General features: G+C 33.5%; 18 protein-coding genes. 11 read left to right on the forward strand and 7 right to left on the reverse strand.

Going from position 1 to position 23,600, the window contains the following annotated elements; translation table 11 throughout:
* Positions 1-115 precede the first annotated feature (115 nt).
* Positions 116-2,518, reverse strand: a complete 2,403-nt coding sequence (locus DRF57_RS06275; RefSeq protein ID WP_174772362.1) for a hypothetical protein — start codon at positions 2,516-2,518, stop codon at positions 116-118.
* A 428-nt stretch (positions 2,519-2,946) separates the two neighbouring features.
* Here DRF57_RS06275 and DRF57_RS06280 point away from each other — a divergent pair, with 428 nt between their 5' ends.
* Positions 2,947-3,891, forward strand: coding sequence for a pentapeptide repeat-containing protein (locus tag DRF57_RS06280; protein WP_115917482.1), 945 nt, complete (start codon positions 2,947-2,949; stop codon positions 3,889-3,891).
* A 45-nt stretch (positions 3,892-3,936) separates the two neighbouring features.
* The gene (locus tag DRF57_RS06285) at positions 3,937-4,155 is read left to right on the forward strand and encodes a DUF4287 domain-containing protein (protein WP_047486426.1); all 219 of its coding nucleotides are present in this window, start codon (positions 3,937-3,939) and stop codon (positions 4,153-4,155) included.
* 136 nt (positions 4,156-4,291) lie between these two features.
* Here DRF57_RS06285 and DRF57_RS06290 read toward each other — a convergent pair whose 3' ends face one another.
* From DRF57_RS06290 to DRF57_RS06300, 3 genes are all read right to left on the reverse strand, one after another.
* Positions 4,292-5,080 (reverse strand): PhzF family phenazine biosynthesis protein, encoded by a 789-nt coding sequence (locus DRF57_RS06290; RefSeq protein WP_047486424.1) that lies wholly within the window; start codon positions 5,078-5,080, stop codon positions 4,292-4,294.
* A 193-nt stretch (positions 5,081-5,273) separates the two neighbouring features.
* Positions 5,274-5,813 (reverse strand): DUF3575 domain-containing protein, encoded by a 540-nt coding sequence (locus DRF57_RS06295; RefSeq protein ID WP_084087416.1) that lies wholly within the window; start codon positions 5,811-5,813, stop codon positions 5,274-5,276.
* 89 nt (positions 5,814-5,902) lie between these two features.
* Positions 5,903-7,057, reverse strand: a complete 1,155-nt coding sequence (locus tag DRF57_RS06300; RefSeq protein ID WP_115917484.1) for a helix-turn-helix domain-containing protein — start codon at positions 7,055-7,057, stop codon at positions 5,903-5,905.
* Between the two features lie 243 nt (positions 7,058-7,300).
* On the opposite strand from DRF57_RS06300, the gene DRF57_RS06305 reads away from it, so the two are divergent.
* Positions 7,301-8,386, forward strand: a complete 1,086-nt coding sequence (locus DRF57_RS06305) for an alpha/beta fold hydrolase (protein ID WP_115917486.1) — start codon at positions 7,301-7,303, stop codon at positions 8,384-8,386.
* Positions 8,387-8,519: 133 nt separating this feature from the next.
* Positions 8,520-9,953 carry a S41 family peptidase gene (locus tag DRF57_RS06310; RefSeq protein ID WP_115917488.1) on the forward strand — a complete coding sequence of 478 codons (1,434 nt, stop codon included), beginning with the start codon at positions 8,520-8,522 and terminating at the stop codon, positions 9,951-9,953.
* A 504-nt stretch (positions 9,954-10,457) separates the two neighbouring features.
* Here the strand turns inward: DRF57_RS06310 and DRF57_RS06315 are convergent.
* Positions 10,458-11,510, reverse strand: coding sequence for a serine hydrolase domain-containing protein (locus DRF57_RS06315; RefSeq protein WP_115917490.1), 1,053 nt, complete (start codon positions 11,508-11,510; stop codon positions 10,458-10,460).
* 155 nt (positions 11,511-11,665) lie between these two features.
* Positions 11,666-12,790 carry a helix-turn-helix domain-containing protein gene (locus DRF57_RS06320; protein ID WP_115917492.1) on the reverse strand — a complete coding sequence of 375 codons (1,125 nt, stop codon included), beginning with the start codon at positions 12,788-12,790 and terminating at the stop codon, positions 11,666-11,668.
* Positions 12,791-14,151: 1,361 nt separating this feature from the next.
* On the opposite strand from DRF57_RS06320, the gene DRF57_RS06325 reads away from it, so the two are divergent.
* A complete protein-coding gene (locus DRF57_RS06325) occupies positions 14,152-15,159 on the forward strand; it encodes an OmpA family protein (protein ID WP_115917493.1) in 1,008 nt (335 codons plus the stop codon).
* Positions 15,160-15,282: 123 nt separating this feature from the next.
* Here the strand turns inward: DRF57_RS06325 and DRF57_RS06330 are convergent, their stop codons facing one another.
* Positions 15,283-16,104 carry an alpha/beta fold hydrolase gene (locus DRF57_RS06330; RefSeq protein ID WP_115917495.1) on the reverse strand — a complete coding sequence of 274 codons (822 nt, stop codon included), beginning with the start codon at positions 16,102-16,104 and terminating at the stop codon, positions 15,283-15,285.
* A gap of 278 nt (positions 16,105-16,382) precedes the next feature.
* Between DRF57_RS06330 and DRF57_RS06335 the strand changes: the two genes are divergently transcribed.
* From DRF57_RS06335 to DRF57_RS06360, 6 genes are all read left to right on the forward strand, one after another.
* Positions 16,383-16,973, forward strand: coding sequence for a Crp/Fnr family transcriptional regulator (locus DRF57_RS06335; protein WP_115917497.1), 591 nt, complete (start codon positions 16,383-16,385; stop codon positions 16,971-16,973).
* Positions 16,974-17,157: 184 nt separating this feature from the next.
* Positions 17,158-17,550: a Rid family hydrolase gene (locus DRF57_RS06340; protein ID WP_115917499.1), complete on the forward strand. Its 393-nt coding sequence runs from the start codon at positions 17,158-17,160 to the stop codon at positions 17,548-17,550.
* Positions 17,551-18,091: 541 nt separating this feature from the next.
* Complete coding sequence (locus DRF57_RS06345; RefSeq protein ID WP_115917501.1) at positions 18,092-19,201, forward strand: serine hydrolase domain-containing protein; 1,110 nt, start codon at positions 18,092-18,094, stop codon at positions 19,199-19,201.
* Positions 19,202-19,436: 235 nt separating this feature from the next.
* Positions 19,437-20,399, forward strand: coding sequence for a beta-1,6-N-acetylglucosaminyltransferase (locus tag DRF57_RS06350; RefSeq protein WP_206607183.1), 963 nt, complete (start codon positions 19,437-19,439; stop codon positions 20,397-20,399).
* Positions 20,400-20,969: 570 nt separating this feature from the next.
* Positions 20,970-21,992: a hypothetical protein gene (locus tag DRF57_RS06355; RefSeq protein ID WP_084087431.1), complete on the forward strand. Its 1,023-nt coding sequence runs from the start codon at positions 20,970-20,972 to the stop codon at positions 21,990-21,992.
* The gene (locus DRF57_RS06360) at positions 21,989-23,599 is read left to right on the forward strand and encodes a hypothetical protein (protein ID WP_084087433.1); all 1,611 of its coding nucleotides are present in this window, start codon (positions 21,989-21,991) and stop codon (positions 23,597-23,599) included. The genes DRF57_RS06355 and DRF57_RS06360 overlap by 4 nt, the downstream gene beginning before the upstream one ends.
* Position 23,600 lies beyond the last annotated feature (1 nt).

Raw genomic sequence — 23,600 nt, forward strand, 5'->3', positions numbered from 1 at the left:
TTGCGTTTTAAAAAGCTTCAGTATGCCGTTTTACAGAGAAAAACACCGGACGTGATTAGATTAAAAAATACAAAAGCCTTTCAGAAAAACTGAAAGGCTTTTATAAAGAAATCTATTATTTAAAAACTTCATTCTGATAAAGAATATGGTCGTCTTCATCAAAACTGATGATCAGTACCTTATATTGTTTTGCAGTGTCGTTATTGAAAAATTTAATTCTCGGTGGCACATATTCGCTGTCAAATAAATTAGGATTCCAATAGAGTGTTTCCCGGGTGTCATTTTCAATTTTCTTTTCAGGATCATCGGTATCCAGGGTTTCAATAAGAAATTCCGAAGGCCGATCATAGCCTTTTATGACAGATGAGTTGTTCTTTTGCGCTTCTTTTTCATTGCTTTTAGGTTTCATATTCCCTCTCATCGTGTAGATCAATACAGCATTACCCACTAATCCGGATCCTTTGATGATTTTCACCATGGCAATATTGCTTATAGGAACATTCATAATCATGCCTGGTTCAGTAGCCATTTCATCTAAATAGAGCTGAGCTTTACTGCCCCGCATGTAGGGAACATTCTCGCCTAAGTTATTTCTTTGGAATACCAGGCCGGCAGCTCTCCCTTGTAGCCAAGATAATATATCGGTTGACCCTGCGGCATGTTGGTCTTCGTTGACAAAGTCGAATATCGTAGAATTCAGGGAATTAAACATTCCACTAGACAGTTGACTGTTTAATTCTACCGTTGGGTCTTTCTTTTTTCCTGTTAATTTTACTTCTTCAATCTGTACATCAGAACTCCCGTTTTTTCTGCTGTTTTTCTGGTTGTTGATGGCCTTGGTAATAGATGGAGGAAGAGTTTTGTTTCCGCTGGTTTTTACTAAGGTATATTTTGTACCTGGAAAATTGCCTTTAAACGGTGTGGGAGTAACCAGTGGTTCTACGGTGACAAATAGATTGTCAGTGCTTGATTCCTGATTATTTTCTGAAGTTGCAAGAACAGAAACATTCAAAGGTTCAGAGTAGTTAAGATTATCTAAATAGATATATCCGTTTTGGTCTGTTTTAGACGGGGTAAGCGTGGGTTCATTTTTACCTAATTTCAAAGCTAAAATTACACTGGAATTGATAAGCAGGGCATTGTTTTTAATAGGTTTTATCCTGTAAGAAAGAAATTGCTGGGAATTGGTTTTAATGGCTGGTACAAATCCGGTAAGTACAGAATTCCAGTCAAATCTTTTCCAGTTTTCAGATATAAGCAGTGCGTCTAAGGCTTCAGTATTGGCATTTTTAGAAAAATATTGGGCCGGACTGTCTATTTTTGAAGTAAAATCTCCGGTTAACCAAAGCCTGCTCAGCATATTTTCTTCTTCCGGAGCCTGGGTACCGTCATCCTCACTTACCAAAACAGTATAATTTTTAAAATACGATTCCGGGGAAAGATCAATACTGTTGAAAGATCTTGGCGTCTGTTTTATATTCTGAGCTATAATTTCGGCTTTCTCAATATGTAAACTATTCGGCTTTACAAAGCAAAGTCTTTGGGCTACCAGATGATCTTGTTCATCAAAAATGGCTAACTGTAAAATACCGTTGGCTTCATTATTGATTTTTGCGGGAATAAGACTGGAAGCTTCATTGATCAATTGGTTAATATTGGCTTTGTAAGCAAGGTGGTTATTGATGGTTCCTACAATTTTATAGTTTTGAAGTTTCTGTTTTAAATTAACTCCTTTTAGGGTGTATTTAATTCCTTCTTTAGAGTTGTAAACTTCCAGATGAACACCCATATCTGTAACTTGTGGCAGATCTACCGTTTTACTTTTTCCGGTGTTATCCTGAACGATAACCTGGTATTTTTTTCCTAACGCTGGAGTTATGCTAAAAGAAGCAACATTTTTATCAAAAGAGGTAAAGGTCGTGATGGGTGCATTGGGACTTTGGGTATCTATTACTTTTCCGGTCCACGTGCCCGGTAGAGGAGTATCACTTGATACTCTTACGGCAAATTTCGTAGGCATACCGTTGATGAAAGTTCCTCCTTCCGGAAAGGCTTTAGCAGACCAATCAGAACTTTTGCCAATCACTAACGATTCTGTGGAGGTTGGGTTGTAAACCGGAAGCGTTTTCACAATCTGAAAATCTTCACTAAAATTAGTCATGTAAGGGGTGTATGCTCTTAAAAAATAGACTTGCTCCGGAAGGTTCTCTTTCAGTTGAAAATCTCCGCTGCCCTCGCCATTGGTCAGAAGTACCGTTTTCCAGTCTATCAATTTCTTATCGGAATTGTACAGCTCCACAAATAGAGTAGTAGACAATGCAGAACGGTTATAGCCCTCAAATACAAAACTTTTGAACCAGATCTTGTCCCCAGCTGCATATTGTGACTTGTCCGTCAGTATATAAACTTTTTCCTGTTCGTAATTATTCTCGAGATTGGTAATTGCCTTTTCTAATTGACTTTGTGCCAGTACAGGTGATACTAGTGAAATAAGCAATACACAGAATATATTTTTCATAGAAATCTTAACGCATTTTAATTCAGTGCTAATTTAATCATTTAAAGACTTCGAAAATTGATATTTAGGGGGTTATTTTGCAATGTTCAATAAATTATTGTTGTAAAAAAATATATATGAAATTTTTTTAATGTTTTTTATCTATTTTCGATAAAAATTGTGAGACGTTTTGATGAGGATAAGAAGTAATTAGATACAATAATTGTTATTAATAAAACAGGGATTAATATTATTCCTCAGATTGTATGGAGGAGCAATTTTATCATGGTAAATGATGAATATCTACCTTGTCTTATTCAATACTACTGTACGTTGTCAAATACAACTGCAAGTAGTGTAATTACAACTAAGAGTATCTATAATCCTGATAGATATGGATAAACCTGGAGCTATCTTTGTCCTGTCAAAAAGACTAAAAATACAAGAATATGGATATAAAGAAACTAGGCGATAAAATCGTTCAGGCACGAAAAGAAAACAGAATGTCCCAGGCGCAGCTTGCACAACTTTTATTTATCAGTCCGCAGGCGGTTGGAAAATGGGAGCGTGGAGAATCAGTACCTGATTTTATTACCATTAACCGTCTCTCTGAAATTTTTAATTTAGACCTTAACTATTTTTCAGAGAATGCACCCGCTCAAAAAGAAGAGTTGGCCATTAAAAATAGGGCTAATAACACTGACCAAACTGGGCAAAAAAATAATGCAGAGATGGCCCCTTCAATTTCTGTAAGTGAACCATTACTCACTAATTTTAGCGGAGGAGCTTTTGTAGGGACAGATTTTGCTGGAGTAAACGCTCCGGAGAGAAAATTTTGGGGAAGTGATCTGAAAGGAGTAGATTTTTCCGAAGCAGATTTAAAAGGCAGTTCTTTTAAGAACAGTGATGTGAGTGATGGTAATTTTGAAGGTGCGGATCTTACAGATTGTGTGCTGGCTAATAATAACCTCTCTGGAACAAACTTTAACAAAGCTGTTTTAGTCCGAACAGAGTTTTCCTCATCTGATCTTACTCACGCAAGATTTACCGATATCAACTTAATTGATGTAAAGATGGTGAGCGGTGATCTGAGAAAAACCATTTTTGAAAACTGCGAATTTGACGGGGTAGATTTTAGTTCTTCAGACATGAGCGGGCTGTGTCTTGATAGACAGCTTTTCATTAATGTAAAATTCGATAATGCCTGTCTAAAAGGGGTTTCTTTTAAAGGTGCTGCATTAAAAAATGTTTCTTTCCGATCAACATTTGCCCTTACCAACAGATATTATAAAACCCTTAAAAGTATTGATTTTGATGGAGCAATGATGGATAAATTAACCTATGCAGCCCTCAAAGGAGCTGGGGTAGATTTACCGAATGTAACAAAAGTATAGACACTTAATAATTAGAAATAAAAAGTAACCAAAAAATAAAATATTATGTCATTTCAAACCTACATTAAAAACATTGAAGAAAAAACCGGAAAGTCCCGTTCTGATTTTGAAAATTTAGCTGCTGACAAAGGATTTACCGAAGAAGGAAAACTAAAAAAGGGAGTAAAAGCAACAGAAATAATCAATTGGTTAAAAGAGGATTTTGAATTAGGGCATGGGCATGCTACTGCTATGTATGCCTATATTAACGGAAAGCGTGAATAAAAATAAACTTTTATACCCTTACAGTAATAGGCACCTATTTCCTAAATAAGTGCCTATTGTAGTTGATGAACCTGAAAGGATTATTCTCAGATTACTTTTTTATAAAATTGAGTTGTTGAGCTTAATCAAAACATTACTATTCTATCCATAGATGTCCTGTAGAATAGGTTCTGGCTTTACCTGCCACAATCACTCTTTCATTTTTATTTTCACAAAAGAGCTGGCCGCCTCTTTCTGATAGCTGGCGGGCGAAAAGCTTGTCTTTCCCCAATCTTGATGACCAGAACGGAATAAGGGAGCAGTGTGCAGAGCCCGTTACCGGATCTTCAAGAATTGACGACTGCGGGGTAAAATATCTTGAGACAAAATCACTGTCAGTACCTGCCGCTGTCACCACAACACCTCCCGGATCCAGATTGATGAGGTCAAAAACAGATCTTTCAATTTTTATTTTTTTGATGTCTTCTTCAGACTCGTATACCAGGACATAGTCCCTTGATTGGAAGACTTCCTTAGGCTGTATATTCAGAGATTGGGCTATAGCATCCGGAAGAGTGGATGCTTCAGGCATTCTTGACGGGAAATCCATATAATAAAATCCGTCTTTTACATCCACGGTTAATTCTCCGCTTTTGGTTTCAAAAACAATTCTGCTGTTCTGATAGTCTAAGATGGAAGCCAAGCAATGAGCCGTAGCAAGGGTAGCATGCCCGCATAAATCCATCTCTATTTCAGGAGTAAACCATCTCAGATGAATGGTATCACCATTATCAATAAAAAAAGCGGTTTCTGCCACCGCATTTTCACGGGCTATTTGTAAGAGAGTCTCATCGGGTAGCCAATGCTGTAAAGGAACAACACACGCAGGATTTCCATGGAAAATCTCATCTGTAAACGCATCTATTTGATATAATTCTAACTTCATGATTGATAAAATTTCTGTCCGTAACAAAGATAATTTATTTCCCGGACTGACCTTGGGTTGAACGGTATTCTTGTGAAGAAAGTGCTAAAAGAAAGGCATAAAATCCCAACTTTTGTCAGGATTTTATTCATTCTTTAATTTTGTACTTTATCCGCCGCGAACAAAAGGCTTCTTATGCTGCCGTTTTTAGATATTAAAATCGGTAGCCAATACTCAATCCAAATTTTGCCACCACGTCATGATCTGTTTTGTCTGCATTGAACAAAAGTTTTCCATAGCCAACGTTGGCTTCAAAAACAAGTCCTTTTTTTGTGACCAATTTCCAGCCTAGACCTGCACCTAGTGCAATATCATAAACATCTTTATTTTCAGTGAATGTCACGTTGTCTGGTGCGTATATTTTTTTCCCATCAATGGAAGTGAACATTCCAAATCCTTCGACAAATAAACCGGAAGCATATTTTTTTCCAAAATAATATCTGTAATAAGGGGAGATGTTGTAATTCATATCCTCCTCTTTTGTATGGTCATAAACCATATAGGCAGAGATCCCCACTGATGAATGTTTGTTGAGATGTCGTTCGTAATCTACTTGTACAGCTCCGGATAACGGCGCGATTAAATTTAACTTAATTTCATTGTTTTTCTGATAAGGGTTGGCATCAGTTTCACTTTGAGCATACACGGAATAAAAAGCAAACAAAATGATGAGTAGTGAAAAGGTTTTTTTCATAAAAAAGTTATTTGAATTATTTAAATGCAAAACTCAAATAATTCAAATGACAACAGGTTTCAAAAGCTTAAAAATGGACAAAATGGTACTTATTTAACAGTGTTTTTATACTCATTGGGGGTCTTACCCGTCACTTTTTTAAAGGCTTTAAAAAAAGTTGTTTTTGAAGTAAACCCAGCTTCTAATCCCATTGTCAGTAGATTATAGTTGTCATATTCCGGATCTGATATCATTTCCTTGACAGCTTCCACCCGATATTGATTAATATAATGAGCAAAGTTGTCTCCTGTGATCGTATTTACAATTTGTGAAACATATCCTGCACTTATGCCTAGTTTTTCAGCAACTTTTTCTCTGTTTAATGTACTGTCCGTATAAATGTGCTCGTCTTTACAAAGAAGTTCCAGTTTTTGAAAATAAAGATTGTCAGCCGTTATAGATTCTCTGGATTCTTCGGCAGTGTTATTTTCTTGCGTTATACTGTTTTCTGCAACTTGCGGATTAGGATGTATAATAACCAAATCGTTGTTTATAAAATGGTAGACAGCCTCTTTGTTTTTGGCAAGCTTATATTTGTAAATACCTATATAAGCTGTCCAGTGCATGATAAAGGTTGCCGATAAAGCCAGTCCACTCATGGTAGAGGAAATGTCTATTCCAAAAAAGAAGCCAGTCATATACGTAATTAGCCAGGTAGATAACAATAAATAGAGGGTGGTTAATAAGGTAATTACCCATCTTTTCTCTTGTGGGTCTTTTAAGTGCCTTATCATAAAATAAGAGTAAAAAGGTGGAAACAGGATGATGATAAAGGCAAATAAAAGCTGAATCAGCATAAGTATATTGATGATGAAAATGCGTGAATCTGTGATTTTATAAATCCCTAAAATATCATTAAGATGGTATATAATAACAAAAGTAGAGGAATAGATAAAAGGAATGTAATACAAATAAGCTCTTTGTCTGTTCTTTATGGTATCATCAATTCGGTTTATTATAAAAAGGAAGATGAAGACGGGGAGTAAAAATATCCACTCAATATAGTCCAGAAAACGTAGCAAGGGATAGGACTTAAATGTACCTTCAATTTCAAAAACATAATTCAGTAAAACCATGGAAAGTGCAAATAGTAAGTAGGCTAAATACTTATTTGACTTACTACTGAATAAGGAAGATTTTAAAATAACTACTCCTAAGACGATTCCCTGGAAAATTGCAATATTTAAAAGTGTTGTATAAATCAATTTTTTATAAAAAGGGAGTTAAAGATTTGGTTGAGTATATCACGGTTTAAATATAGCTCTTTCATACGGAAAACAGGGCAAGAAAAAATGAATGAACAATGAAATGAGTGTTATGATACTTAATAAATTTACTATATTGTTACTGTGAAACATAAACGATTGCCTTACAAGTCGTATCGTTTATGTATCGGAAAATAACCATCGTAAATACTACCAATTAAAACAAAGTAAAACATGTGAATTATGAAAAAAAAGATCATTCTATTGCTTTCTTTCATAGTCTATTTATCAGCAGCAGCTCAAAAAAACGCTTCCGCAGATTCCATAACACAACGGAATTTGTTCCAAAGTTTAAAACCGGAATTTGAGAAATACGAAAAACAACACGGAAATTTTATCCAAACCAATAATGTAAGAATGCATTATTTGGAATGGGGAGATAAAAAAAATCCAACACTTGTCTGGATTCCCGGAACGTATAGCAATGGATATGAATTATACGAAATCGTAAATCAATTGGTAAAAATGAATTTGCATGTCATTGCCATTGATTACTATGGTCATGGGTTTACCCCAATTCCCCCAAAAAACCTTTCTGTTTATCACGTTGCTGATGATATTAAATTTCTTTTAGATACAATGAAAATCAAAAAAGCAATTATCGGAGGCTGGTCAAGAGGAGGAACTATCAGTTCGGCATTTTATGATGCTTATCCGGAAATGGTTCAGGCTCTTATTTTAGAAGATGGCGGTTCTGTGGCTTGGGATTTTCAGACAAAGTCGGCTAATATTGGAAAAGATATTGAAGAAACGAAACAGTATTATGCCAACAAAAAAACACTGGTCTTTGATAATGACTTTGATACGTATTGGTTGATGTATAATAATTGGGGGATAAAAGGAAAAGAAAACGAGAAACTGAAAAAAGAAATTTTCACTTCTTATGCCCGAATAAAGAAAAATACAAACGGAAAATATGAAATAAATCCAGGTGCAGAAGAACTTACCGGCGAGAATTCAGCCGAAGAAAACATTGCCATTATTTACACTCCTTTTACTTCTAAAACGGCTTTTGGTGCTTCAACACATCAATTAAATCCTAAAATAATTTATCGAAATCTAAATACACCTTTGCTCATTTTCGACCCTGTCAGTAAAAATGATTGGTTCGATTTTAAAGAAGAAAATGATAAACTTACTGAAGAACATAGGCCTTTTATTGTTCACAAGGTATATGAAAATACATGGCATGGTGTAAAAGACGAACGCCCGAATGAAGTAGTGAATGACATTAAAACATTCTTATTAAATAATAAACTGATCAAATGAAAACTACCTCTGCTGCGTAAAGTCTCCTGACTTTGAGGTAGTAAATAATATTATTTTCTTTAAACTTGCTCCAAAGTCAGGAGACTTCGGAGAGCTAGGTTATTCAAACAATTGTAGAGTAAAAACATTTAAAATGAATTTAAAGATCGTATTACCCCTTTTATTGTTGACAATCAATGTTGCTTCTGGGCAAAATACAACATTAAAAAATCCAGAACTGTTTGACAAATCGCTAAAAAAAGACAGCGTTATTGCCGAGTTTTCAGAACTCTATCATTTAACAAATACCATTCATCCCGGGCAATTTATGTTCTGTTCAAAAAATGAATTTGATAAAACGTATTCCTCTTTAAAAAGCTCCATAAAAACTGATCTTTCCCTTGTAGAATATTATAAATTGACAGCCACCTTAATGGCAAAAATTAAAGACGGGCATACAGCCGTTGATAGGGGACAAATTATTGGTTTACTCAATGAAAGGTTAGTTTTTCCTTTCAGCATCTATAAAATTATGGGCCATTATTATCTGGATAAATCATCTCAGGAAAATAAAGAATATACAGGATTGAGAATTCTAACAATAAATGGAAAAGACATCAATGCTGTGGTGAACGAAATGAAGCAATACATACATCTTGAAGGCAGAAATGAAACCGGATTAAATGTACGATTCAGTAATTTCCCTTTTTATTATTTTATGTATAATCAAACAGAAAAATTTGAAATTGAATATGCAGACCGTAGCAATCATAAATTGAAAGGAATATTTAAGGGAATGCCATTTAAGGAATATACTAGTTATATTTCAAAAAAAACAGAACCTTTAACCACAGAGTTCAAAACAAACGACTTAGCTGTTTTAAAATTCCGTTCATTTGAAAATGGGTATAATGAAGCAGACCGAAAAATTGCAGAGAAACAGTTAGACCGCTTTTTCACACGACTTGACAGTTTAAAAACTAAAAATTTAATTATCGATTTACGAGATAATAGCGGTGGTTCGGCAGATATTGCCAACTACTTATTTTCATATATCAGCAGTACTCCTTATTACTATTTTGATTATATGGGAGCAAAATATAAAAGCGTAAAGGAATGGAAGCATTACGCTCAATATCCGGACAATATTGAAGAAATAAATCTGAATGAAACAAAATTCAAGGATGGATTAAACTGCTACACAGAAACTGACGGTACAGATAATTGGTGGTTTGAACTCCAACAAAACAAACCCAATTTTTACAAAGGCAAGATCAGCGTTCTGATCAATGGCGGATGTTTTTCAACCACAGGACATTTGTTAGCCTTGATGAAGGAGCATAAAATTGGGAAATTTTATGGAGAATATTCACAAGGAAGTAATTACAGCAACTCAGGCGGGCAGGCTTTTGTTTTACCTTATTCGAAAACATTGGTTTGGATCCCTACTTTTCAATACAGAATGAGAACCCCCCATTTCATCAATGATCCAAAAGGAATTAAGCCGGATGTTGAAATACAAACAGAACCAGATGATCTGAGGACAGGATTTGACAGACAAATGGATTTTGTGATGAAGCAATACTAATGATTTGAGGTGTATTTTGAGGTTTGTTTTAAATGTAAAATCAGTGTGAATCAATCGATTGTTTTTTTATTAACTCGTTGGATGATAAATGTTTTTAATTAAAAAAGATGAACGCAAAGTTTATAAATAATTCTGCTTTATTGTAAGTGGGCAAAGTGATGCGACTTCATCGCTGATGAAGCAGTATGATTATCCATATGCTTCAACGAACCAACTTTGTTGATTCTACCTTTACTCTCTTAAAATCAGCGGTTTCAAAAATGAAATCTTTGCGTCAGAAAAATACGTCATTAGCACATTATCTTTTTAGTCAATAAGATCCTTAAAACTAAGAAGGCGTAATGTTTTATTTGTAAGTGAGTGCTGCAGAAAATAATACATTATAAAATATTGTGATGTTGATGTTGATGAAGAAGGATTCGTGCTGTTTTATCTCACTCAGCGGCACAAAGTCTCCGACTTTGGAGAGTCAGTGTCTACTTTGAAGGCTTTGTTAGGTGCTTTTTATTTTTTTGTTTTCATTATATCATCATACAGGTTATCCACTACTTTTTCTAAAATGTCTCCAGTTTCATTAAAGCTGGTGTTGGTCAGTATGGATATCCCCATATTTTGTTTAGGATAGATCACCAACCAGTTCTGTATTCCGTATATACCACCGTGATGTCTATATATTAATTGATGATCATTTTCTATGATGTACCAATGATAGCCTTCCCAAAAATCAGAACCTTCTTTATATAATTTTTTATGAGATTCTTTGACAATAGGATTGGATGGGTCAAGCTGCAGTTTCATATATTTCACCAAATCCGTAGTTGTAGAGTGCAGTCCTGAAATTCCACCCCATAAAGTTCTGTTGAAGTTGGGCATTAGCTCGTTTTTATCGTTATAGCCTTTTACCAATCTTGTTCTGTCATTTTCAGTGAGTGTGAACTTAGTTTGGTTCATGTTATTGGGCTTCAAAATAAATTCAGTGACCAATTCCTCAAACGGTTTTTGATACACTTTTTCAAGGATATAGGCGGTCAGCTCCGGAGCGGTGTTTGAATAGGAATAGACTTCTCCGGGCTTCGTTTCAATCTTGATGAGTTTTAATCCTTCAAAAAAAGCCTTTTTATTTTCACTTTTTATGGGGAAATTAGGAAATCCACTGGTATGGGTGATGAGGTGTTTGATTCTTATAGGTTCACCTTTAAATGCTAAATTAGGATAAGGTTCATTAAGATAGATTCTGATATCATCCTCTAAATGTATTTTTTGATCAAGTACGGCTTTAGCGGCTATATAACCGGTAAAGGTTTTGGTTACAGAAGCTAATTCATAAAGAGTAGAATCGTCGGGTTTGTTTCCTTTACCAATCGTTAATTCTCCAAAATGTTGTATAGTGGATTTTCCATCTTTAAGCACGGCAATGGAAACAGAATGAAATCTTTTGTCCTTTAATAACTGAAGAGCATTTTTTGTAATAGCATCTTCAACATTTTGTTGATGGGTTGGGTGAACACTTTTACAGCCAAGTAAGGCGAAAAATAAAATAAGGGTTACATATTTCATGGTCAGAATTTTAATTTGACATTCATAATCTGATGCAAATATGCTGTAGAGAATCTTGAAAAAAGTCCGTATAAAAAAGTCGGACTCATTTTCAAGAATAGAATGAGTCCGATTATTTACAATCCACAGTTCGATTTTTTACAATTAATTAATTATCAACTGTTTCTGAATGCGGTTGGCGTTTGGTTCGTATATTTTTTAAAAGAGGTATGAAAAGAAGATTTTGAATTGAAACCTACTTCATACAAGATTTCCAGCACCGTATATTCTTTTTTTGTGGGATCTTTCAGTAGGGTCATTGCTTTTTTAACGCGGTATTCATTCACAAAATCAAAAAAGTGCTGATTGAGGTGATGGTTAATTAAAACAGACAACTCACGAACAGGAATATTCACCTGATCTGCCAATTCCTGAATCGTTAATGAAGGCTCCAGGAAAGGTTCTTTTTCAGCCATGAATTTTCTAAGCTGTTCGATCTGAGAACTTTTTGTTCCGTCGGTTGTATGTTCAGTTTCTAATGTTTCCGCAAAATCTTCTGTCGGTTGTAAGGTAGAATCAATTCTGCGAAAAAGCTCAGGATAATTTAATGCCTTTAAGATAAACCAGCAGGCAGCCAGTAAAAAGGAAGCTCCCGCTACAATATGGATCCAGATAAACAGATCGTTGTATGCCGTATATCGTATGATATTTTTAAAAATAATACATACATGGATGAATAGGAAAATCAAGGTAAGCTGAAACAGCCATTGGTATAATAAAGTGTTGGGATTCGTATAGTTTTCAAGATAAATCTTCTTATATTTTTTAAGCACAATGAATACGGCGACGATATAAAAGAAAAACTGCAGTTCCCCGATGAGTTGATACACAAACATTTCAGGGGATTGCCACATCGTTGTAAAGAAAGCTTCTTTAGCAGCACCTTCTGCCAGATAAAGCCTTGGAACTAAAATTAAGTTGGCCACAATGAAAGGAATAAGATGCAGTAAATGCTTTCTTTTTAAGGTGAAATCAGAATAACAAACAGCATTCACATACAGATAGAAAAGAGGCATTACCAATAAGTAAGCAGATATTTTGAAAGCTTTCAGATTATAACTCTCCACAAAAAGGTGCATGAAAATCCCACTGATATCAATGGCATTAATGATAAGGAACGCTGCAAATAACCTACTTTCCAGTTTTCTTTCTGTTTTTACCGTTAACAAAAATACGGCAAGCAGCAGCGATACAAAAACGGCAATCGCAGCAATAACTTCCAGAAAACTTAATTTGTCCATTAGTTTTTTTACAAAAATAGGATATAAGTGATAAAGAAAAATAGATTTTGTTGATAAGAATGTTTCTGCTATGCAATGAATTTTTTGGAGTGTTTAAACTTAACCACAAAAGTCACTAAAGTTTTTATTTTTTTAAACACTTTAGTACACTTTAGAAAGCTTAAGGAGGTACTGTATATTTAAGTTCACATAAGATGAAAATCTTTGATTTTCAAAAAAACTTCAGTGTACTTTTTATACACAACGTATATAACTTAAATAGCTTCAGGGTTTAAAAAATCTTTTGTGACTTTTGTGGTTTAATAAAAAAATTAGACAGTGTTATTATTCTGATGCTGGTCTGCTATGTAAAGTCTCCCGACTTTGAGCTAGTAGAATAACATCATTTCTTTTAAAGTGCTCCAAAGTCAGTTAACCACAAAAGTCACAAAAGTTTTTATTTTTTAAACACTTTAGTACACTTTAGAAAGCTTAAGGAGATACTGTATATTTAAGTTCACATAAGATGAAAATCTTTGATTTTCAAAAAAACTTCAGTGTACTTGTTATACACAACGTATATAACTTAAATAGCTTAAGTGTTTAAAAAATCTTTTGTGACTTTTGTGGTTTAATAAAAAAATTAGAAAGTGTTAGTATTCTGATGCTGGTCTGCTATGCAAAGTCTCCCGACTTTGAGCTGGTAAAATAACATCATTTCTTTTAAAGTACCCCAAAGTCAGTTAACCACAAAAGTCACAAAAGTTTTTATTTTTTTAAACACTTTAGTACACTTTAGAAAGTTTAAAGAAATACTGCACGATTAAGTTCACATAAGATGAAAATCTTTGATTTTCAAAAAAACTTCAGTGTGCTTGTTATACACAACATATATAACTTAAATAGCTTAAGTGTTTAAAAATCTTTTGTGACTTTTGTGGTTTAATAAAAAAATTAGACAGTGTTATTATTCTGATGCTGGTCTGCTATGTAAAGTCTCCCGACTTTGAGCTAGTAGAATAACATCATTTCTTTTAAAGTGCTCCAAAGTCAGGAGACTTCGGAGAGCTAGGGAGCAGAAAGAGGTATATTTATCCATACGCTTCGACGAATCAACAAAGTTGATTTTTTCTTTGCTCTCTTAAAAATCAGCAGTTTCAAAAATAAAAACTTTGCGTCAAAAAAATATCCGTACATTATCTTTTAATCGCTAAAATCCTTAAATCTAGGTACTTTCCCATTCGCATTTTATTTGTAAGTTAGTGCCGCAAAAAAAAATAGTATAGAAAATATACAGAACGATTTTGATGAAGAAGAATTAGAGCTGTCTTATTGCTCACTATTTGAAAAAAATTAAATACCAAAAACCTAAATTTATTACAATGAAGAAGACACTGATTATTCTATCAATAGGCGCTTTATTTACTGCCTGTAACAAAAAAGCTGAACAAAAAACAGATACTGCACAGGATACTGTTGCCATAGAAGATGGCAGAGCTGCAGAAAAATCTCCGGGAGGAGCTACTCAATTTGATATCAATTCAGTACCGGTTTCCAATGCTGAAGTGGGTGAATTGCCCTTTTTCAGTTTCCCCAAAGGGCTGGACTTCCAAAATAAACCGGTACAAAGAAGCTATGATATGTTGTTTTTTCCACTTAAAGGCGTAATGACACCAATAGAAGGAAAAGTATGGAAAACGTACGTAGTAAACGGGAAAAGTAATACAGAAGAGTGGTCGTTGCCTTATTTTTTGAAAAGTTATGATGATGCCATTACAAAAGTGGGCGGTGTAAAAATATTTGATGGTAAAGTTTCTCAGCAAGAGCTTGACAGAATAACACCAGAGGCCAAATACTTTGGAGAGGAAGGTTCTATAGATTACTGGAATGAACCCGTAAAAGTATATGTCATAAGAAGACCCAATGGCGATGATATTTATATTCAGCTCTATGGAAATACGGCGACCGGAGCCATACAAATTCTACAGAAAGCACCGTTTGAGCAAACGATTTCGATATTAAAATCCGATGAAATAAAAAAAGAATTGGATGCAAAAGGCAAAGCTGTATTGCATATTAATTTTGATACAGACAAAGCAAGCTTACAACCCGATGGCAAAACAGCCGTAGATGAAATCACAAAAGTCCTGAAAAACGACACCCATCTAAAACTTGCCATTAACGGATATACAGATAACAGCGGAAATGATGCCCATAATATCCAACTCTCAAAAGATCGTGCTACAGCAGTATTGAATGCGATAACTACTTCAGGTATCGATAAAGTAAGACTTTCAGCAGAAGGCTTCGGCAGCAAAAACCCGATTGCAGATAATAGTTCTGAAGAAGGGAAGGCGCAAAACCGTAGAGTAGAGCTGGTGAAAAAATAAAATAAGAATTCAGGAGTATTCGGAAAACGGGTGAAAGAATTAATAACTGTTTTCCTATGATGTAATCTAAAAATAAAGAGATGAATCAAACTGATTCATCTCTTTTATTATATTGGTTTTTTATTAAGCTTCAATAAATTCTAAAAGATCTTTATTAATTGTTTCGTGTTCCGTAGTTGGCATTCCGTGAGGAAAACCGGGATACGTAATCAGTTTTCCGTTTTTCAATAGTTTTGCAGATTTTATAGCAGAATTTTCGATAGGTACAATCTGGTCATCTTCACCGTGAAGAACCAAAACCGGAATATCCACAGCTTTCAGATCTTCAGTGAAATCAGTTTCAGAAAATGCTTTGATTCCGTCATAATGAGCTACAATGCCACCCATCATTCCTTGTCTCCACCAGTTTCTTTGTACACCGTCTTTTATATTGGCGCCTTCTCTGTTATATCCATAGAAAGGGAAAGTCAGATCAAAATAAAACTGGTTTCTGTTATTCAAAGTCTGCTCTCTGATCCCATCAAAAACTTCCATTGGAACCCCGTCAGGATTATTTTCACTTTTTACCATTACCGGTGGAACAGCACTTATTAAAACTGCTTTTTTTGCTCTGCCATTGGCATATTTATGCACATACCGGATCACTTCACCACCTCCTGTAGAGTGTCCGATGTGTACAACATCTTTCAAATCAAGGAATTCCACAAGTTCTGCAGCGTCAGAAGCATATTGCTCGATGGTGTGATTATAGATGTTCTGGCTTGAACGGCCGTGGCCTCTTCTGTCATGGGAAATTACTCTGTACCCTCTCTGTAAGAAAAAGATAACCTGTGCATCCCAATCGTCAGATGATAATGGCCATCCGTGGTGAAACATCAATACAGGTCCTGCTCCCTGGTCTTTATAAAAAATCTCTGTTCCGTCTTTTAATGTAAGTGTGCTCATAGTTTTAAATTTTTAATGTTAATGAATGTTTTATTTGATAATTTTTTTGTTGTTTTAATTCTTTAGCAAATGTAGGATAGTTCACTTTCACTGAAATTAATCTAGTTTAATTTCGTACCTATCGATAACATTTTTTTGTTTGAATAGTTTAATTTGCTTTCTGATTCCAATCTTTTTGTCAGATCATCATTAAATTTTAGCATTTTGGTATCATGAAATAGCTTCTGAACAATGAAGTTTACAGGCTTTTTTCTAATTTGCGGTCGTAAAATAAATGTATGTTTCAAAATATTATCAAAAACATCTCACGATTTGTGATCCTAACCCCGGAAGAAGAAAATATATATGAAGGTTTGCTGACCCTTCAGAAGTACCCGAAGAAAACACATCTTCTGCGTGAAGGAGAGATTTGCCAGTTCGAAGGGTTTATAAAGGAGGGATGTGTACGAACGTATTATCTGGATGAAAACGGTTTTGAAGTAACCCTTCTGTTTGCCGTTGAAGATTGGTGGATTACCGATATTGATTCTTTTAATAATAGAACACCCTCGAAGATTTTTATAGAAGCCCTGGAAGATACCGAAATTTATATGTTGAATCCGGAAACTAAAGAGGAACTGATGCAGAAGGTTCCGAAATTTGAAAGAGCATTCCGGCTGATGATGCAGCGGTATGTGGTAACGCTGCAAAACCGATTGGTTAATACCATTTCTCAACCTGCTACAGACCGTTATCTGGAATTTATCAGGGTGTATCCTACCATTCCTCAGCGTGTGGCGCAGTATTATATTGCATCGTACCTTGGCGTTTCTAAGGAGTTTGTAAGTACAATCAGGAAACGTTTGGCTCATAAAGAGAAACAAAAATAATAAGGAGGAGACTTCCCTTTCTTGAAATGACAACGAAAATTCGAAGAATTATTAGGGTGGTTATGCAGAATAGGTAAACCACCTTTTTATTTAGAATAAAAGAAAAAATCATTTATTAAACCAGTTAAATTTCTGAGATTTTTATTCGTTCTACATTTGCCTTATTAATTTAAACAATAAAAAAATGGTACAGGAAAACAAAAAAGCAGAAGGCTTTGGAATGCCTTGGGAAGATATCTATGGATATGCCCAGGCAGTAAAAAAAGGAAACACCGTTTGGATTTCCGGTCAGTTGGGTCACAACAAAAAAGGCGAATTGGCAGAAGGAATGGAAGCACAAATGAAGCAAACTTATGCAAATATTAAAGAATTATTGTCAAGGTATGATATGACGATGGAAAATGTGGTGGAAGAAGTTATCTATGCAATGGATATGACGATGGCGTTTGAGGCGAGAAAAAATTTCAAAACAGAATTTTACGATAATCCTGAGGCTGTAGCCAGTACAATGGTTGGAGTAAGCGGACTTGCATTGCCAGGACAGCTTGTCGAAATTAAAATTGTGGCAACTGTATGAGTTTACAGTCTTGAATTTTTGGTCCTTTTTTTTTAAGACAAAAGGACTTATTTGGCGTTTCAAAGGAGTTTGTAAGCACCATCAGGAAACGATTAGCTAATAAGGCAAAATAGATCAATAGTTTAGCATTATAAAATGCCGGATACGAAAAATATCCGGCATTTTTTTTCGCGGGAAATTCCTGCAATAATAGAGAATTGTAAGTTGTTTTGCTTAAAAAATCCCAACGAAAGCTGGGATTTTTTTTGTTTTAATTTCTGCTGTGCGAAGACTTCTGACGTTGAACTTGTAATAAGATTATTTTCTTTAAACTTGCTCCAAAGTTTGGAGACTTTGGAGAGCGGAGGGCTGGCGATGGGATGAGAATAGGGCTTTACTTCAAGAACAACCTTTTGTAAAGCTTTAAAAAAATTGCCGGCCAGACATCAAACAAATAAAAATACCGGCAAATAAGTACCAATTTATGCACTTTTAAGCTTTTGAAACCTCTTCTCATTTTTCTTAGGTGAATTTTGCATGTAAATAATTCAAATTACATGTTATGAAAAAGTTTTTATTACTAGCTGTTGTTATTTTTATGACCTCATGTAGCCATGACGATTCACCTGATAGAAAAGCGCAGGCACAGCAAAAACTTAATGCAGCTTTGTCCAACTTCCCGGGCTTAAGCCTTAGTGTAAAGACAGCTTCCGGGAATTATACCCTGGTTGCAGGAGACGCGGTAATTAATGAAAAGCCGATGGCCGCTTCTGCACTTCACTATATGCAGAGTATTTCAAAAACCTTTACCGCAGTTGCTGTCCTAAAACTGAAGGAGGAGGGCAAAATTAATCTCGATGCCAAAGTAAACACCTATCTTCCTAGCATTTGTAATCATCTACCCAACGGAAATATCATTACAGTAAGGCAGCTGCTTACGATGACATCAGGGCTTCCTGATTATTTGGATAGCGATCAGTTTTTAAACGATGTGGTTGCAGGGCCACTGCCTATGATGAGCGAACAGGTATTGAGCTATGTATACAATCAACCCGCAAAATTTGCACCCGGTACCTCATTTGGGTATTGCAATATAAATTATCACCTGCTGGCTCTTATTATTGATCGTGTTACTCCAAACGGACATCGAAAGTATATTACGGACAAAATAATTAACGCCATTGGACTTTCCAATACCTATTATATAGCGGGCTCGGCTAGTACTACGGCTCCCGTAGGAACAACGGCTAACTATCTGCAAATAGACGGCACTTTTACTGATATGAGCGAGTTGCAACTGGGTACAGTACTTACCCTCATTGGTGATGACGGTATTGTGGCTTCCGTTCAGGATATCGCTGGATTTTACTACAAGCTGCTCCATGACAAAACGGTAGTATCACCCGCATCGCTGGAAGAAATGAAAGTTGCAGTTAATCATCAGGGTACTCCTACATATGGCTTAGGGCTCCATTTTTATAAAACCAATGGTGGCCTGCAGGCAATCGGCCATGAGGGGAGTGGTGTAGGAGCCGGTGCCTATGCTTTTTATTTTCCTTCCAAAAATACCAGTGTCGTCCTGTGTACAAACACGGGAACACTTATCGATGCTATAAAAGAGGAACAGTTACAGGCATTGTATGAGGAAATTATAGGGATATTACTTCAGTAAAAACTAATGTAAACAGCCACATCGCGTTACTTACTTATGAAGATGCCAGATTTTATCAATAGTCCTTCAGATTTTATTAATCCGTTCTTTCATAATTCAAAGCTTCAATGGGTTGAAAATCTTTTTATTTTATTATTTCCAATAAAAACAGTTTAAATTTCGTATATTTATAAAAATGTCTATTAATACTTTATGAAATAAGTTGTAAACATTAGTAATTTTTAAATTAAATAAAATGAAAAGTGTTTATGTAAGCGAAAGCGACGGACATAGAATTGGTGAAACTCCAATGAAATCAATTAGTATAGCATACTTAATTTTAGTACATCGCTTACCGAATCAATTTAAGAAGCTTTTTAAAGCCATCTACGATTCTACTAATTTCTACCTTATTCATATTGACAAAAAGGCCAATCAGGAAATTGGTAAAGATGTAAAGGATTTTTTAAAACAATATCCGAACGTACATATCCTAAACAGTGAAAATGTTATTTGGGGAGGATACAGTATGGTTCAGGCTGAGTTGGATGGTATAAAATACCTGTTGAGCATGGATGCAAAATGGGATTATTTTATAAACCTAAGTGGGCAGGATTATCCGTTAAAATCACAAAAAATCATCAAAGAGTTTTTATCGAAAAATAATGGGAACAGTTATATTAAAATTGATAATCAGGAAAAAATAAGACCTGAAACGATGAACAGAATTGAGAACTATTTTGAAGAACTGGAAGATTGCATTTCTGACAAAACTCATAAGAGAGGCTTCATGAAAGATGTCATACCTTATATCGGAGGGCAATGGATGATTTTGACGAGAGATTGCTGTGAATTTATCAATAGCAATGTTGAGGTTAAAAAATTTGAAGACTATTATTTAAATACCTTAATTGCTGATGAATCTTTCTTTCAAACCGTTTTAATGAATACTTCATTTACAGGGACTTTAGTGAATGATGACAAAAGAGCAATTATCTGGATTCCCGACGGAGACATCAAATTACGTCCTAAAACATTCACCAAAACAGATATAAGCTTTCTCCAAACAGGAAATCATCTTTTTGCCAGAAAGTTTGATGATAATGTTGACAATAAAATAATTGATTATATTAAGATGAAATATGATGAGCCTTTTAAAACATCAGTAAAAATAACCCATGTGAAAAATATGGATAGAAGTTTTAATCATCTCAACTAAAAAGAGTATTGAAAATTCTAATAAAAAAACCTTTATCAAAATTGATAGAGGTTTTTTATTGCTGGTAAAAACAGGGACATCTCTGCTGCGCAAAGTCTCCCGACTTTGAGCTGGTAAATAAGATTATTTGCTTAAAACTTGCTGCAAAGTCAGGATATTGAGAGTAGCAAGTTTACGGTTTTCCGTATTTAATGTATTGTCGTCTCCTTTATTTTTGTAGTTAAAATAATAATATGAGGTTAGTTTAAAAAAATATCATTTGTTGTTGAGGAATTTTTTTGAAAAAATTCTTAGTATTTTATCATCTGTGAATATCTCTATAGAATTTCTGAATATGGAATAAATATCTAAATTCTTTTAATTATTGTGTTAAACTTAAGTGGAACTTAAATTTCAATAGATTTTCAGAGCGGATAAGGTTTTGAGTTAAGATTAAATTTAAAGTAAATCAATATTGTATTATTAACAACAAACTTTTGTATATATCAGATTTTTACTAATTTAGAAAACTTATACTATCTCTTATGGGTGAATAAAATATTCATTTATGATAGTGGTTAAAAACTAATAATGAGCTATACTTTTAAAAACACAGAGATAAACAATGAAAAGGCTTCGGTTTTTGAAACCAAATCTCTATTATATTTAATAGGCAAAAGCCCAGATAAAAAGCATATTGAATATATTACATTTGATTGTTTTAATGATGTAAGCGGAATAGATAAAGGATTTAAGAATATTTGGGATATTCAATCTAAAAATGAAGCTAATTTAAGCCCCAAAAAGATAGGGAAGTATTTATTTACTTTATTTGATAATTATCTTTCATCTTTCAATTTTAAGGAGTTGATTTTCTTTTGCCCTAAATTGAAAGATGATTACAAAAGAGATAAAGGATTATTATCTTATAATTTATCAAATATTGTTATAAGTACATTTGATAGAATAAAAAAAGGATTAGAAGAAGAAGTAAAGAGAGTTAAAGGAACAACTACTGATTATTCCAGTAAAATAAACTCATTTTTATCTCAGGTTCTATTTGTTGAAGATAATTATACAGAACACGAATATCTTAAATTCATAACGAAGTTCAAAAATAAAAACTTAAAAACCGACGATTTTTACCTTACTGTATTTAAGGAACTTAGGGATATACAATCTTCAAAAAAAAATTCTTATATAGAAAATGAAAGTATCAAAGAAATAATGGATGTAATTAATTTTAGAAGGCATCTTAAAATATTGGATATTGATACATTACTTATATGCAGAATTATTGGTTGTGAAATTTTTCAATACAGTAGTATTCCCTTATACTTTTTTGAGTTAGTTAAGAAATTGGATAAGGAGGATATGAAAGATATTCTTTTGAATTGTAATTCTAATCTTTCCAGATGTTTTTTTAATAAAATTAGTAATAAAGAGTTTTGGAAGATTTGCGAATCCATTATAAACTATTTAGAAAGCAACTCTGTGACTGATATAGATATAATTTTTACATCAATTTTTAGTACTTATATCCCCAAATATAAATATCTTGACGAAATAACAATAAAATATTTAATAGCTTTAATAATAGAAGGTTTAGAATGATAATTAAAGAAGTTGCAATTGGAAATAGTTCTGAAGCTTTCATTGAAAAGCGTTTTCAGAATAAAACAAATATAATCTTTAGTGATGATAATAATAAGGGTAAAACCTTGTTAATGCAAAGTATAGTATATTCTATTGGTTATGATTCAATTTGGCCTGTTGGCTTTAATCTTAAAAGTTACTATTTCTACTCAAAAATAAGTTTCAAAAATATTGATTATGAGTTTCTAAGACACGGGAACTCAATCATTGTTTCTCAGGGAGAACAATTTTATTTATTTAATAGTATTACAGAGTTTAAATATTTCTTTTCTAAGGAAATTTTTGAATTACCTAAAATTCCTAAAGATGGAGAAATAAAGACTGTTGATTTAAGTTTATTATATGAGATTTTCTTTCTAGGACAAGACAAAAGAAATACCTCTAATATAATTGTTAAAGGGAATAATAATAAGGTAGATTTTATCAATATGCTTTATTACTTTTTAGGAATATCGATGGTTATTGCGGATGGAGACCTAAACATTTCAGATTTAAAACAACAAAAAAATGAATTGGAGAATAAAATTAAAATTGAAAAGAAGAAAATTTCAATTTTAAAAAAGAATCCTCAAATTGCAAATTATGTAAGCTCTGTAGCTAATACAGAAAATTTTGAAATTATAAAGATGAGACTTAACGTAATACATAATTCAATTACAGAGTTAAGTAAGCAACGGAATAGAGAAGAAAATAGAAGAACTAAACTTATATATCTAAAAAGTGAACTTAATTCATTAAATAGGAGCTTAAAAGAAGGTAAGGTCAAGTGCGCAGATTGTAACAGCACAAATATTATATTCAGTAATGTTGATTTTGAATTTGACGTAAGTAATAAATACGTTAGAGATAGTATAATTTCTTCAATTGATGAAAACATAAAATTAAAAGAAGAAATTGTATTAGAATTTGATTCTTTAATTGAGAAAGAGCAAAAAGAACTTAAAAAAATATTAAATACATCATCTAGCCCTGATCTTAGAAATTATATTTTATTTGAAGATGAAATAAGAGATTCAAATGAAATAGATGAACTGGTATCTCAACTCAAATTGCAATTAATAGAAGTAGAAAATAAAATTAAAGCAATTAATCAAGGAATCGAAATAAATACAGATTTGCAAAAAAAATCATTTGAAAATATTGTTAATGAAATTACTCGATTGTATAAAACAATTGATCCTAAAGGTACGTTAGAGATAAATAGTTTATTTACAAAGGCAAATGAAACTTTTTCAGGAAGTGAAGAACAGGAGTTTTATTTTTCTAAAATAGTAGCATTAAATAATCTCTTGAACCATGAGTTTCCAATAATAATAGATTCTTTCAGAGAAGGTGAACTTTCAACAAGTAAAGAAGAAAAAATGATAACCGAGTTTATTAAACTTGATAAACAAGTTATATTAACTTCAACTTTAAAAAGAGAAGAATATTCTGCTGATAAATATGAGAATTTTAGTAATATAAATATTATTGATTATTCTTCTTTTCAGGACAGCAAATTATTACAAGAAGAAAATACTTCTGAATTTTTAGAAATAATTGGAAAATTTCCAATAACAATTTAAA

Origin of the sequence: Chryseobacterium rhizosphaerae, from assembly GCF_003385455.1 — a bacterium.
Taxonomy (GTDB): Bacteria; Bacteroidota; Bacteroidia; order Flavobacteriales; family Weeksellaceae; genus Chryseobacterium; species Chryseobacterium rhizosphaerae.

Coding starts and splice junctions, on each gene's coding strand:
- DRF57_RS06315 (WP_115917490.1), bottom strand. CDS start 11,510: ATGAAATATGTAACCCTTATTTTATTTTTCGCCTTACTTGGCTGTAAA.
- DRF57_RS06350 (WP_206607183.1), top strand. CDS start 19,437: ATGAAAAGTGTTTATGTAAGCGAAAGCGACGGACATAGAATTGGTGAA.
- DRF57_RS06280 (WP_115917482.1), top strand. CDS start 2,947: ATGGATATAAAGAAACTAGGCGATAAAATCGTTCAGGCACGAAAAGAA.
- DRF57_RS06330 (WP_115917495.1), bottom strand. CDS start 16,104: ATGAGCACACTTACATTAAAAGACGGAACAGAGATTTTTTATAAAGAC.
- DRF57_RS06355 (WP_084087431.1), top strand. CDS start 20,970: ATGAGCTATACTTTTAAAAACACAGAGATAAACAATGAAAAGGCTTCG.
- DRF57_RS06275 (WP_174772362.1), bottom strand. CDS start 2,518: ATGAAAAATATATTCTGTGTATTGCTTATTTCACTAGTATCACCTGTA.
- DRF57_RS06340 (WP_115917499.1), top strand. CDS start 17,158: ATGGTACAGGAAAACAAAAAAGCAGAAGGCTTTGGAATGCCTTGGGAA.
- DRF57_RS06320 (WP_115917492.1), bottom strand. CDS start 12,790: ATGGACAAATTAAGTTTTCTGGAAGTTATTGCTGCGATTGCCGTTTTT.
- DRF57_RS06345 (WP_115917501.1), top strand. CDS start 18,092: ATGAAAAAGTTTTTATTACTAGCTGTTGTTATTTTTATGACCTCATGT.
- DRF57_RS06305 (WP_115917486.1), top strand. CDS start 7,301: ATGAAAAAAAAGATCATTCTATTGCTTTCTTTCATAGTCTATTTATCA.
- DRF57_RS06285 (WP_047486426.1), top strand. CDS start 3,937: ATGTCATTTCAAACCTACATTAAAAACATTGAAGAAAAAACCGGAAAG.
- DRF57_RS06290 (WP_047486424.1), bottom strand. CDS start 5,080: ATGAAGTTAGAATTATATCAAATAGATGCGTTTACAGATGAGATTTTC.
- DRF57_RS06325 (WP_115917493.1), top strand. CDS start 14,152: ATGAAGAAGACACTGATTATTCTATCAATAGGCGCTTTATTTACTGCC.
- DRF57_RS06295 (WP_084087416.1), bottom strand. CDS start 5,813: ATGAAAAAAACCTTTTCACTACTCATCATTTTGTTTGCTTTTTATTCC.
- DRF57_RS06360 (WP_084087433.1), top strand. CDS start 21,989: ATGATAATTAAAGAAGTTGCAATTGGAAATAGTTCTGAAGCTTTCATT.
- DRF57_RS06335 (WP_115917497.1), top strand. CDS start 16,383: ATGTTTCAAAATATTATCAAAAACATCTCACGATTTGTGATCCTAACC.
- DRF57_RS06310 (WP_115917488.1), top strand. CDS start 8,520: ATGAATTTAAAGATCGTATTACCCCTTTTATTGTTGACAATCAATGTT.